This is a genomic window from Pseudomonas sp. GW823-FHT06E10 (genome assembly GCF_058794995.1).
This window is the reverse complement of record NZ_JBXAHJ010000024.1, coordinates 37,461-50,970: the sequence shown is the minus strand read 5'-3', so window position 1 is coordinate 50,970 and position 13,510 is coordinate 37,461. Positions and strand designations below refer to the sequence as shown.

The 13,510-nt window shown below is 60.8% G+C and carries 9 protein-coding genes; 5 read left to right on the top strand and 4 right to left on the bottom strand.

Translation table 11 applies throughout. The annotated features are described in order from the left end of the window. On the bottom strand, positions 1–1,748 hold a 1,748-nt coding region (locus AC1Q6Y_RS27155), incomplete at its 3' end, for a VCBS domain-containing protein (RefSeq protein ID WP_492625541.1). A gap of 89 nt (positions 1,749–1,837) precedes the next feature. Further along, complete coding sequence (locus tag AC1Q6Y_RS27150) at positions 1,838–2,125, bottom strand: PilZ domain-containing protein (RefSeq protein ID WP_218498270.1); 288 nt, start codon at positions 2,123–2,125, stop codon at positions 1,838–1,840. Between the two features lie 312 nt (positions 2,126–2,437). On the opposite strand from AC1Q6Y_RS27150, the gene AC1Q6Y_RS27145 reads away from it, so the two are divergent. From AC1Q6Y_RS27145 to AC1Q6Y_RS27135, 3 genes are all read left to right on the top strand, one after another. After that, entirely contained in the window at positions 2,438–2,995 is a 558-nt protein-coding gene (locus AC1Q6Y_RS27145; RefSeq protein ID WP_340317703.1) for a LuxR C-terminal-related transcriptional regulator, read from the top strand. A 170-nt stretch (positions 2,996–3,165) separates the two neighbouring features. Then, positions 3,166–4,974 (top strand): monovalent cation:proton antiporter-2 (CPA2) family protein, encoded by a 1,809-nt coding sequence (locus AC1Q6Y_RS27140; RefSeq protein WP_057715228.1) that lies wholly within the window; start codon positions 3,166–3,168, stop codon positions 4,972–4,974. Positions 4,975–5,149: 175 nt separating this feature from the next. After that, positions 5,150–6,247, top strand: a complete 1,098-nt coding sequence (locus AC1Q6Y_RS27135; protein ID WP_492625540.1) for a DNA alkylation repair protein — start codon at positions 5,150–5,152, stop codon at positions 6,245–6,247. 132 nt (positions 6,248–6,379) lie between these two features. On the opposite strand, the gene AC1Q6Y_RS27130 is transcribed toward AC1Q6Y_RS27135, so the two are convergent. Beyond that, positions 6,380–7,282, bottom strand: a complete 903-nt coding sequence (locus AC1Q6Y_RS27130; RefSeq protein WP_102670101.1) for a LysR family transcriptional regulator — start codon at positions 7,280–7,282, stop codon at positions 6,380–6,382. Positions 7,283–7,414: 132 nt separating this feature from the next. On the opposite strand from AC1Q6Y_RS27130, the gene AC1Q6Y_RS27125 reads away from it, so the two are divergent. Next, positions 7,415–9,061 (top strand): GMC family oxidoreductase, encoded by a 1,647-nt coding sequence (locus AC1Q6Y_RS27125; RefSeq protein ID WP_492625539.1) that lies wholly within the window; start codon positions 7,415–7,417, stop codon positions 9,059–9,061. Positions 9,062–9,276: 215 nt separating this feature from the next. Further along, entirely contained in the window at positions 9,277–10,899 is a 1,623-nt protein-coding gene (locus AC1Q6Y_RS27120) for an MFS transporter (RefSeq protein ID WP_057715232.1), read from the top strand. Positions 10,900–11,027: 128 nt separating this feature from the next. Here the strand turns inward: AC1Q6Y_RS27120 and AC1Q6Y_RS27115 are convergent, their stop codons facing one another. Further along, on the bottom strand, positions 11,028–13,508 hold the full coding sequence (locus AC1Q6Y_RS27115; RefSeq protein ID WP_492625538.1) for a TonB-dependent siderophore receptor: 2,481 nt from the start codon (positions 13,506–13,508) through the stop codon (positions 11,028–11,030). Between the last annotated feature and the right edge of the window lie 2 nt (positions 13,509–13,510).

The window sequence follows — 13,510 nt, the reverse complement described above, 5'->3', positions numbered from 1 at the left end:
CCGCTGTTGTCCACGGCGATCGAGCCATAGGTGCCGGTATTTGACCCGGCAATACTCCAGGTGGCGGTGGCATCGTGATCGATGTCGGCCGAACTGAACTGGCCATTCACGCTGAACGTGGTGTCTTCCTGCACTGCGCCCGCATCATGGCCCGTCGCGAAGCTGAGCACCGGTGCGTCGTTGGTGCCGGTCAGGGTGATCGTCACCGTCTGCGCTGCCGAAGCGGCGTTGTCCGTACCGCTGTCGTCGCTGGCCACCACGGTGTAGGAGAAGCTGATGGTTTCGCCGGTGCTCAGGAAGTCCAGGTTCTGGTTGCTGCTGTAGTTCCAGCCGGCCTGATCCACCGAGAAACCGGCGATGAGCGCGGCGGCCTGCGCCGCGCCAAGGGTGCCGCCGCTCCAGACGAGGTCGTTGTTGGCGGTCTGGCTGACCGTCACGACGTCGTTGCTGTCCAGATCGGCGAAGCTCAGCGCTCCGCTGTCGCTCAGCGTGGCCGCGCCGTTGCCTTCGTTCATCGCCCCGGTCGTGTCGTCGATGGTCAGCGTCGGCTGGTCGTTGGTGCCGGTCAGGGTGATCGTCACATCCTTGGTCACCGTCGCCCCGAAGTCGTCGGTCAGCGTCACCGTGAACACTTCGGTCTTGGTCTGGCCCTCGGCCAGGTACTGCGCCGCGTTGTTGTTCAGCGTATAGGTCCAGCCCACGCTGCCCGCCGCGTCGCCCGTGCTCTCGTCGCTGACAATGGCCACCAGCGTACCCAGCGCACCGGACGGCGCGCTCACGCTGGCCACATGGGCGTCATCGGCCAGGTCCACGTCGCCAAAGGCGAAGCTGCCGCTGGCCACCGTGGTGCCGTCTTCGGTCACCGCCCCGCTTTCGATTTCTGCCGCCGTCACCGTCGGCGCGTCGTTGGTGCCGGTGATAGTGATGGTCACATTCTGCGTTACCGACGAACCCTGACCATCGCTGATGGTGACCAGGTAAGTTTCGGTTACTGTCTGTCCCTGGGCCAGGTACTGCGCCGCCGCATTGTCCAGGTTGTACGTCCATTGCACCGAACCGTTGGCCGCGTTCGCGGCTTCGCTTACCGGCGAGAGCATGAACGTACCAAGATGAGTAGCGTTGCCCAGCGCCGGCGTGAACGTCGCCATGTGCGTGTCATTGAGGTCGACGTCGTTAAAGACAATCGTGCCGCTGGCCGTCAGCGAGTCGGTCGTGCTCGCAGTGGTGTCGGCGTCTTCGGTCACCATGCCGGTCTGCGCGCCGAAGCTGATCGTCACACCATCATTCACGCCCGAAAACTGCACGGTAGCAGTGGCCCAACTGAGCGTTCCGTTGCCGAGGCGAATCGCATAGGTAAAGCTGTCCGTCAGGAGCTCACCAGTGGCAAGCGCCTGGAGTTGTTCCTTGAACTCACACGAGAAAGTAGCGGCGTCGTAGCCGACCTTCCCGTCCGAGGTGATCCAGATCTTTGCACCATTCTTACTGGTGTCAGAACTCGTCGCCTCAGCCCTCGCCGTATCCTGGGTCAGGAGGTCGGCCGGAGCATAAGCCTTGGTGGCAGTAGAAAAACTGTCCGCGTTGTCGAGTGACCAGAGTGTCTTCGCGTTGCCGCCAAGGTCATTGGACATGACGTCCCAATACATGACCCCCAGCAGATTTTCAGTGGTGTTAAGGACATCATCCTTCGCCTGCGGCGTGTTGGAAAACGAGGTAACGGTTCCGCCGCTTGTAGTTGTAGTGCTAGCCATGTCTTTCTCCCAAGAATGTCACCCTGAGCAAAAAACCGCTGTGGGCCACCAACAGCCGCAAGCCGATTCTTCCTCAACCCACGAACACTTCACTCCACCGGTACCAGCCGGCTGGCCAGTAGCTTCACGCCCACCCCGGCCCTGCCGCCCAGCGGTTCAATGCGCACGATTTGTCCTTGCGCCTTGAACTTCATGGGGCCGCCGGGCGTGTCGAGTTCGATCTCGAAGTCAATCAAGCTACCCACCTGCTGCTCGCTATCGGTTTCGAAATACAAACCGGAGGCGCTGATGTCACGGATGACACCCTGGCCCCCGCCGATCAGTTGCAGCGACAGGGTGACTTGTTCACGGGGCTCAATTCGGTGTGCGTCTTTCATGACTGCAGTCTAAAAACGGCCGCTGTTTATTACATGAGTGCGCTATCCCTTTTTTTCTGGGAGTCAATCACCCATGAAAACAGTGTTTTATGGGACAAATGTCATGGGAGGGGGGGACTGAAGCGCTATAGAAAAAAGCTACAGGCTGCAACGATTGCTATCATGATCAGCTAACACAACCCGCCTAAAGAGGCAGCGACCCGAATGCCAATTCAAGTCCTGTTAGTCGCTCTACCGCTCGTGGCCTGGGGCCTTGAGCGTCTGGTGGAAAGCGCTCAACCAAGGTTGGCGCTGGCGGGTTCGGTGGCGTCGGTGGCGCAATACCTGCTTTCGCTGCACCAATACGCGCCGGATGTGGTGGTGCTGGACCTGGACAGCGAGGACTGTATCGAGTCACTGGCCGAATTGCACAGACAGACCAAAGCCAGGATTCTGGTCGTGACAGGGTCGAGCGACGTGACGCTGCATGACAGTGCGGTGCTGGCGGGCGCACGTGGCGTGGTGGATAAGCGGGAGTCGGCATCCGCATCGACATTGCTCAAAGCCATAGAAAAAGTGCATGACGGCGAGCTCTGGATTGACCGCAATGCGACCAGCCGTATATTCCTTGAACTGGCGCGCAAGAAAGTCGAACGCGATATAGACCCGGAGCAACAAAAAATCGCCAAGCTAACGCGCCGCGAGCAGCAAACCATTGCATCGCTGGCCCGCGACCCCTCTGCCCCTGGCAAGTTGGTGGCCGAGAAACTGCACATCAGCGAACACACGCTGCGCAACCATTTGACATCGATCTACAGCAAGCTGGGCCTGACGAATCGCGTAGATCTGTACGCCTATGCACACAAGCATGGGCTTTCCACAGGCGACTGAGCCGATTCCTTCCAGATTGATCGAAAATCCGATCTACCCCACCCATCTCCTGCGAGACCAGCAAGATTCGCCATCAATCTGCGTGACAGACCACTGCCGCAGTGGATCTTCACGGAACCCAGCCTTTATCCTTGACGCCCCCCGCTGTCCCGAGTCCTGGAGTTTCGCCCATGCCCCATGAAGGCAACCTGCTACAAGCCGCTGTCGTGTTTCTGATGGCGGCCGTACTCATCGTTCCATTAGCCAAGCGCCTGCAACTGGGGGCGGTTCTGGGTTATCTGTTTGCCGGGGTGATCATCGGCCCGTCGGTGTTGGGCCTGATCGACAACCCGCAAAGCGTCGCGAACATTTCCGAACTCGGCGTGGTGTTGCTGCTGTTCATCATCGGCCTGGAACTGTCACCGCGACGCTTGTGGGTGATGCGCAAATCAGTGTTCGGCGTGGGCTTGGCCCAAGTGCTGCTGACGGGTTCGATGATCGGCGTGGTGGCGCTGTGGCTGTTTGGCCAGCCATTGAACACCGCGATCGTCCTGGGCCTGGGTCTGGCGCTGTCGTCCACGGCGTTCGGCCTGCAAAGCCTGGCTGAACGCAAGGAACTGACCAGCCCCCACGGGCGGCTGGCGTTCGCGATCCTGTTGTTTCAGGACATCGCCGCGATCCCCTTGATCGCCATGGTGCCGTTGCTGGCCGGTGGCGATCACAGCACCACCGTCAGCGAAAATCTGAACCACGGCCTGCAAGTGCTGGCCAGCATCGCCGTCGTGGTGATCGGTGGGCGCTATCTGCTGCGACCGGTGTTTCGCGTGGTGACCAAAACCGCGTTGCCAGAGGTCTCCACCGCCACGGCGTTGCTGGTGGTGATTGGCACAGCATGGCTGATGGAACTGGTCGGGATTTCCATGGCCCTGGGCGCCTTCCTCGCCGGCCTGTTGCTGGCGGACTCCGAGTATCGCCATGAACTGGAAGCCCAGATCGAACCGTTCAAGGGCCTGTTACTCGGGCTGTTTTTCATCAGTGTCGGCATGGGGGCGAACCTGAGTTTGCTGCTGAGCATGCCGATGGCTGTGCTGGGCCTGACCCTGTTGCTGATCGCGATCAAACTGCCGCTGCTGTTTATTGTCGGTCGATTGGCCGGAGGCTTGAAGAACGTCAGCGCGATCCGCCTGGGTATCGTGCTGGCGGCCGGTGGTGAATTTGCCTTTGTGGTGTTCAAGATCGGGCGAGATCACGGGCTGTTCGCGGCAGAACTGTATGACTTGCTGGTGCTGACCATCACCCTGTCCATGGCCGTGACACCCTTGTTGCTGCTGCTCTGCGCACGGTTGGTCAGCCCGAAAGTGCAACCGGTGGAAGTGCCGGAGAAGTTCCGCGAAATCGACGCCGACGCGCCACGGGTGGTGATCGCCGGCATGGGGCGCATGGGCCAGATCGTTGCGCGGATTCTGCGCGCGCAGAACATCAAGTTCGTGGCCCTCGACACCTCGGTGGAAACCATCGAACTGTCCCGCAGTTTTGGTGGCGTGCCGGTGTTCTACGGCGACCCGATGCGCCCGGAAATCCTCAACGCGGCCAAGGTCGGGGAAGCCGAGTACTTCGTGATCGCCACCGACGACCCGGACACCAACATCAAGACCGCCGAGCTGGTGCGCAAGCTCTATCCGCATATGAAAATCATCGCCCGCGCCCGTAACCGTCAGCATGTGCACCGGCTGATGGACGTCGGCGCACACGCCGTGCGCGAAACCTTTTATTCGAGCCTGGAAATGAGCCGGCAAACCCTGATCGGGCTGGGATTGACCCAGGCTCAGGCGGATGCGCGGATCAAGCGCTTCAAGCAGCACGACGAAGTGGTGCTCGAAGCCCAGCATGCGGTGTATGACGACGCGGTGAAAGTGATGCAGACGGCGCAGGAAGCGCGGGCGGAACTGGCCAGGTTATTCGAGTCGGATCACCTGCAAGAGCAAGCGGGCAAGAATTGAGGTGGATTTGAGGGCCCCTTCGTCGGAACGCCGCCCGGAGCAAGCCCGCTCCCACATTGGATCTTGGGTGTTCACAAATATTGAGCCTGACAGAGCCCCCTTGTGGGAGCGGGCTTGCTCGCGAAGAACGATAACGCGGTGCATTGGATAAACAATCATTTCAAAGGAATCCACCATGACTGACCAACCTGCCCCCGCCCTCAAGGAAATCTTCAACACCGAGCGTCTCCAGCACATCGCCACCGAAATAACGGCGGTGTATCCGGAATTCGAGGCCAGACGCTTCCTGAAGCTTGCCCAAACCGGCCTGGCAGACCTCAGTGTCATGCAGCGCATGGCCCGGGTCAGCGAATGCCTGCACGCGGTGTTGCCGCTGGACTATGAAGCGTCGCTGCAGGTGCTGCGCGCCCTCGCCCCGCGCCTGAACAGCGGCTTCGTCAGCATGTGCCTGCCGCACTATGTCGCCAGCTACGGCGCCCATGCGTTCGATCAGTCGATGGACGCACTGAAGTACTTCACCGCTTTTGGCTCTTCGGAGTTCGCAATCCGTTACTTTCTGCGCAGTGACCTCGAGCGCTCGCTCAAGCTGATGCATGCCTGGTCGCTGGATGACAACGAGCATGTGCGGCGCCTGGCCAGCGAAGGATGCCGGCCACGCCTGCCCTGGTCATTCCGGCTGGAGCCCATCCAGGCCGATCCGACACTGGCCGCGAACATCCTCGACAACCTCAAGGCCGATACGAGCCTGTACGTATGCAAATCCGTGGCCAACCACCTCAACGACATCACCAAGGATCATCCCGACTGGGTGCTGGACCTGATCGAAGGCTGGTCGCTGGACAACCGGCACACCGCATGGATCGCCAAACACGCCCTGCGCAGCCTGATCAAACAGGGCAACCGGCGGGCACTGGCGATCATCGGCGCGGGCGGCAAGCCTGAAGTCGAGATCGTTGATGTAAAAGTCGAACCGCCGGTGATTGGCCTCGGAGAAAAAATCACCCTGTCGTTTGCCGTCAAATCCACCGTTCAAAGCAGCCAGCGCCTGGTAATCGACTACGCCATCGATTACGTCAAGGCCAACGGCAGCACCTCGGCGAAGGTGTTCAAGCTCAAGGCGCTGACGCTGCCGGGCAACGCCGTCGAAGCCGTCAGCCGTGGTCAGCAGATCAAGGAACTCACCACCCGCCGGCATTATGCGGGGCGCCATGCGGTGCACATCATGGTCAATGGTGAACGGCTGGCCAGCACGGCGTTCGAGATTCTTGCTTGAGCCCCAAGATGGATATTGGATGTGCTGCCGCCATCGCGAGCAAGCTCGCTCCCACATTGGTTTAGCTTCGTTCGCAAAATGTGTGACAACACAGCACCCTGTGGGAGCGAGCTTGCTCGCGATCGCGTCCGTTCAGGCACCGTAGGAGGTTGGCCCGAGCAACAACCCTTGCTCCCGCTCACACAACTCCACCACATAATCCCAAAGCACCCGCAGCCGCACCGATTTGTGCAGCTCCCGGCGGGTGCTGATCCAGTAGCTGCGCTGGATGCTTTCGTCCGGCAGCAGCGGCACCAGACCGGGATCAGCGCTGGCCATGTAGCACGGCAGCACGGCGATCCCCAGGCCTGAGCGCGCCGCCTGTTGCTGGGCGATCACGCTGGTGCTGTGAAACACCACCCGTGGGTTGCGGCAGAAGCTGTTGAGGAACATCAGTTCCTGGCTGAACAGCAAATCATCGACATAGCCAATCCACGCATGACGCCCTAGGTCCTCCCGACTGCGCAACGGCGGCGAACGATCGAGATAGTCCTGGCTGGCATACAACGCCAGGCGATAGTCGGTGAGTTTGCGGGTGACCAGCATGTCGGCGGCCGGGCGCTCAAGGTGGATGCTGATTTCCGCCTCGCGGTTGAGGATGCTGACAAAACGCGGCACCGCCACCAGTTCCACCTCCAACCCCGGATAGCGCTCGAACAAACCGTTCATGCGACTGGCCAGAAACATGATGCCCAGCCCTTCCGTCACGCCGACGCGGATCTTGCCCAGCGGCGCGGTGGATTGGGTGATTTCCTCCTGTGCCAGCAGCGCCACGTTCTCCATCGCCTCGGCGTGTTTAAGCAACGCCTCGCCGGCCGGGGTCATCTCGTAACCCTGGGCGTGCTGGACGAACAGCGCCGTACCGAGGCTTTTTTCGATGGCCTCGATGTGCCGCGCCACGGTGGCATGGGTGGTGTTCAAGCGACGGGCAGCCGTGAGCAAACGCCCGCTGCGCTGCAATTCGAGAAAAAACCGCAGGTCATTCCAGTCGAACATGAATCGTCCTTGTTCGTTGCCGTTCGGAACGCTGTTTAAAAACGCACAGCAGCTGCGCAAAAACTAACATTCTTTTGACGAAAGCTAACAACTAGGATGACAGACAACAAAAACAACAACACGAGGTCAGGGATGCAGGCTTCCCTAGATGAATTCGATTACATCGTGGTCGGGGCCGGGCCGGCCGGGTGTCTGCTGGCCAATCGACTGTCGGCCGATGCGCAACATCGCGTGTTGCTGCTCGAGGCCGGTGGTCGCGACAACTATGCGTGGATTCACATCCCCGTGGGTTACCTGTTCTGCATCGGCAACCCGCGCACCGACTGGTGCTTCAAGACCGAAGCGCAACCGGGCCTGCAAGGCCGCGCCCTGAGCTACCCGCGCGGCAAGGTGCTGGGGGGCTGCTCCTCGATCAACGGCATGATCTACATGCGCGGCCAGGCCGGCGACTACGACGGCTGGGCCGCCGACGGCAATCCCGGCTGGAGCTGGCGAGACGTATTGCCACTGTTCAAGCAGAGTGAAAATCACTTTGCCGGCGCCGCCGAGTTTCACGGCGCCGCGGGCGAATGGCGGGTCGAACGCCAGCGCCTGTCATGGCCGATTCTCGATGCGTTCCGCAGTGCCGCCGAGCAAAGCGGCATCGCCAGCATCGATGACTTCAACCAGGGCGATAACGAAGGTTGCGGTTATTTCCAGGTCAATCAGAAGGCCGGCATCCGCTGGAACGCGTCCAAGGCCTTTCTCAAACCCATTGGCCAACGTCCCAATCTCACCGTGCTCACCGGTGTCGAAGTCGACCGCGTGTTGCTGGACAATGGCCGTGCCTCGGCGGTCAGCGCCCGCTGGCAAGGCCAGACAAAAACCTTCAAGGCGCGCAAGGAGATCGTCCTGTGTGCCGGCTCGATCGGTTCGCCCAGCATCCTGCAACGCTCCGGCATCGGCCCGCGTCCACTGCTTGAGCGGCTGGGCATTGGCGTCGCCCATGAGTTACCCGGCGTCGGTGGCAACCTGCAAGATCACCTGCAACTACGGTTGATCTACAAGCTGGAAAATGCCCGCACCCTGAACCAGATCGCCGGCAGCCGGTGGGGCAAGATGGGCATGGGCCTGCGCTACCTTTATGACCGCAGCGGCCCGCTGTCCATGGCGCCGAGCCAGTTGGGCGCCTTTGCCCGCTCGGGGCCGGAGCAGACTTCAGCCAACCTCGAATACCACGTGCAGCCGCTGTCGCTGGAACGCTTTGGCGAACCGCTGCATGCCTTCCCGGCGTTCACCGCGTCGGTCTGCGATCTACGTCCGCAAAGCCGTGGCCGGGTGGAAATCCGCTCGGCCGATCCGCAAGAAGCTCCGCTGATCCAACCCAATTACCTAAGCCACCCGCAAGACCTGCGGGTCGCCGCCGATGCCATTCGCCTGACCCGGCGCATCGTCGCCGCCCCGGCCCTGCGTGTCTTCAATCCGGTGGAGTACCTGCCCGGCGACAGCCTGCAAAGCGAAGAACAGTTGCACGAAGCCGCCGCGCGGATCGGCACCACGATTTTCCATCCGGTGGGCACCTGCCGCATGGGCAATGACGCCGACGCCGTGGTCGATGCGCAACTCAAGGTCCATGGCATTCCCGGCCTGCGCATTGCCGATGCCTCGATCATGCCGCGCATCACCTCCGGCAACACCTGCTCGCCGACGCTGATGATTGCCGAGAAGGCTGCACAATTGATCCTCAACCCCGCCACAAGGAGCATCACACCGACAATGGAACTGATCGCACACCCCTGAATCCTGTGCGCCCCCCTGTAGGAGCGAGCTCGCTCGCGAAGAACCTGAGAGCGCACGTGGGTGTCAGGTTTGCAGCGTTATCGTTGACGACCATCGCGAGCAGGCGCGCTCCTACAAGTAGCGGATACACCCGATACATCGCAGTAGCGGCACCCGCCCACAAGGCCGGTGCCGGCAGTGGAACAACAAAAACAATCACTGTGAGGGATACCGGTATGTCAGAGAACGTTCAAACCCTGGAAGCCGTGCGTAGCGCGGGCACCAGTCAGGAAACCCAGAAAGTCATCTTTGCCTCGTCCCTCGGGACAGTCTTCGAGTGGTATGACTTTTTCCTCTATGGCGCCCTCGCGGCGGTGATCAGCAAGCAGTTTTTCGCCGGGGTCAACGACACCACGGCGTTTATCTTTGCGTTGATGGCCTTCGCCGCCGGCTTCATCGTGCGGCCGTTCGGCGCGCTGGTGTTCGGTCGGTTGGGGGACATGATCGGGCGCAAGTACACCTTCCTCGCCACCATCGTCCTCATGGGCCTGGCGACGTTCTGCGTCGGGCTGCTGCCGACCTACGCCAGCATCGGCATCGCCGCGCCGATCATCCTGGTGGTGCTGCGCATGCTCCAGGGCCTGGCCTTGGGCGGTGAATACGGCGGCGCCGCGACCTACGTCGCCGAGCACGCGCCCATCGGCAAGCGCGGCTTCCACACCAGCTGGATTCAATCCACCGCGACCCTGGGCCTGCTGCTGTCGCTGCTGGTGGTGCTGGGCTGCCGTTACTTCACCGGCGATCAGTTCGAAGTCTGGGGCTGGCGCATTCCGTTCCTGTTTTCCATCGTGCTGCTGGGCATCTCGACCTGGATTCGCCTGAGCCTGCATGAATCGCCGGCCTTCGTGAAAATGAAAGAAGAAGGCAAGCTGTGCAAACAGCCGATTCGCGACTCCTTCGGCAAGTGGGAAAACCTCAAGGTGGTGTTGATCGCCCTGTTCAGCATCAATGCCGGGCAAGCGGTGACCTTCTACGCCGCGCAATTCTATGTGCTGTTCTTCCTCACCCAGTTCCTGAAAATGGACCCGGCCGTGGCCAACGGTTTGCTGATCGTCAGCGTGACCATCGGCGCCCCCTTCTTCATTTTCTTTGGCTGGCTGTCGGACAAGGTCGGGCGTAAACCGGTGCTGATGATCGGCCTGCTGCTGGCCACCGCCCTGTACTTCCCGATCTTCAAGACCCTGGCCCACTACGCCAACCCGGCCATCGACCAGGCCAGCCGCCAGGCACCGATCACCGTGATGGCCGACCCGGCCACCTGTACCTTCCAGTTCGACCCGGTGGGCAAGGCGAAATTCGACAGCCCGTGCGACAAGGTCAAGACCTTCCTGGTCAAGCAGGGCCTGCCGTACCAGAGTGCTGTCGCACCGGCCGGCAGTGACGTGCAGGTGAGCGTCGGTGACGTGAAGATCGACGGGTTCGACGAAGCCGCCCTGCGCGGTGCCGTGACCCTCGCCGGTTACCCGCAACAGGCGGACATGCAGCAGATCAACAAGCCGATGATCGTGGCGCTGATCGTCGCGCTGATCATCATCTCCGCGATGTGCTACGGCCCGCTGGCGGCGTTGATGGTCGAACTGTTCCCGACCCGCATCCGCTACACCTCGATGTCCCTGCCCTACCACATCGGCAACGGCTGGTTCGGCGGCTTCCTGCCGACCGTGTCGTTCGCGTTGGTGGTGTACACCGGGGATATCTTCTACGGGCTGTGGTATCCGGTGGTGATCACCGGGGTGAGCCTGGTGGTGGGGATGATTTGCCTGCGTGAGACGCGCAACGTCGATCTCGATAAAAACTGACCTGACCTGACATTGTAGGAGCGAGCTTGCTCGCGATGGTCGTTAACGAAAACACGTGTTTACTGGTTAAACACGGCGCTTTCGAGTCCATCGCGAGCAAGCTCGCTCCTACAGGGGGTTGCGCAGCGTCAGAAGCTGGCCTTGACCGACACCATGAAGTTGCGTGGATCACCGTAGTAATTGCCAAACGTCTCGGTCCCGATCGTGGCGTAGTAACGCTTGTCGAACAGGTTGTTGCCGTTTAGCGCAACCGACCAGGTGTCGTCAATGCGATAGCCTATGCGACCGTTCCAGACGGCATAACCCGACTGGCTGATCTTTTTTGCACTGTTGGGTGAAACCCGAAAGTTATCGCTCTGCGCGTTGACGCCGGCACCAATGCTGAACCTTTCAAGAGACCCGCTCAGGGTGTAGTCGCCCCACATGCGCAATACATGTCGAGGCACATAGCTGTTGAACGCAGCGCCGTTCAGACTCGTGTCGATGTCATCCAGGGTCTTGGTCTGGGTGTAGGTGTAACCCGCCAGCAATTGCAATCGCTCAATGACTTCACCGCTGATTTCCGCCTCGAAGCCTTGGGCCCGGACCTTGCCGGCATTGACGTAGCAATAGCCGTCAGAGGATGAGCAAGACGAGTTGTAGTCGGTTTGCGCCTGGTCTTTCTGGATCGTGCGAAACAGATTGAAAGAGCTGTTCAAGCGACCGTCGAACCACGCCCCCTTGATCCCCAGTTCATAGCTCTGGCCCACCAGAGGCTTGAGGGTCGAGCCGTCTTCGGCCCGCAAGTTACCCTGGGGCGTGAAGATTTCCGCATAGCTGGTATAGGCCGTGAGGTTTTCATTGAGGTCAAGCAACAGCCCGGCAAAAGGTGTGACCTGCCCCGTTTCCTTGGTGCTGGCGTGTTCGGACGTACCCGACCTGATGAACACCGAATCGGTATTGGAGCTGTACCAGCTCACGCGGCTGCCAACGACGAAGGTCAACGGTTCAGCCAGTTTCAGGCGCAAGGTCGAGTAAGCCCCCTTCTGTTTGGTCACGCTATCGACCGGACCGCCACGAGACGAGTTGTCGATGAAGAAACTGTCGTCCGGCTCCGGAATATGTTTGTCGGGATTGAACACATTTTGCCGTTGCGGCAGAAACGCCACCGAGTAGAAGTCGTCCTTGTTCGAACGACTGGCATTGAAACCCACCACCAGTTCGTGTTGCAGGCCGAACCCATCGAACTTGCCATCCACGTAGGCGTCGAGGCCGTAGTCGACTTGATCGTAGTCGTACATGCTGCCCAGCACACCGGTGGTATCCACGCCAGGCGTTACCGCCCCGGAGGCGAACGCGTATTTGATGTCCTGGGTGTTTTTTGTGTAAACGCTGGCGACTTTCAATGCCCAGTCTTCGTTGATCTGGTGTTTGAGATCGCTGAAGACGGTGGTGCGTTTACTGCGCCAGGTGTTCCACGACGGATCGAGGCAGGTTGAACGACTGAGCTTGAGGTCGCTGCCATCCTTGTAGCGCGGCAACCCGCCCCAGCACGGGTTGGCGTCGACATCTTCATAGGCCAGGCCCAGTCCGAGCGTGGTGTCCGGGCTCAAGTCGACATCGAGCGCGCCGTAATACACCTGGTCCTTGCGACTGGCATCGTCGATAAAGTAATGCCGGCTCTGCTCAGCAATCACGGCGCGGCCGCGCAGGGTGCCCGAATCGTTCAGTGGGCCGCCGGTGTCGACCTGTGCGCGATAGTTGTCGTAACTGCCGCCCGACAAGGTGATCTCGGTGTGAGGCGTCGCTTGCCCGCGTTTGCGCACGAAGTTCACACCGCCCGCCGTGCCGCCCGCGCCTTTCATCATGCCGGCGGCACCGCGCAGGATTTCTACCCGGTCGTAATACGCCATGTCCCCGCTGAAACTGTCGGCCTGAACGTAGAGGTTGCCCATGTCCAGTGGCACGCCGTCGTACTGGTACTGGCCGGACATGCGGAAACCGCGCGAGTAAAAGTATTTGCCGCCCATGGTCGAGTCGTAGACGGTGATGCCCGGGGTCTTCTCCATCACTTGATCGATGGTGTTGAGGTTCTGGTCATCGAGCATCTTGCGGGTCATCACCGTCACCGATTGCGGTGTTTCCCGCAGGGAGTGTTCGCCTTTGCCGATAGTGATCGCTCCGGTGGTGTACGACCCGCTGTTCTCGGTCGTCGCGCCCAGCTCCTGCCCATTGATGTTGGTGGCGCCCAGTTCCAGCGCCGAACCGGACACAGGCGCCGCCCGCAGCATGTAAGTACCGTTGCCCTGGGGCTCGGCTTGCAGGCCGCTGCCTCCGAGTATGCGTGCAAAGCCTTCACTGACACCGAAAGAGCCTTTCAGCCCGGGGGAACTGAAACCGTCGGTTTGCCGCGCATCGAACGAAATGGCCGCGCCTGCCGCGCTGGCAAAACGACTGAGGACTTCAGTCAGGCTGCCGCCGGCGATATCGAAGGATTGAACCGAACGCTGTTGTTGCGCCGGCACCGGCGCGGCGTACGTTGCAGCAGACCATGAACCGGTTGTCGTAGCCGCCAATAATCCGAACTTCACCGCGGTCGCCAGACGACCAGACTGGTACACCCGAAACATGC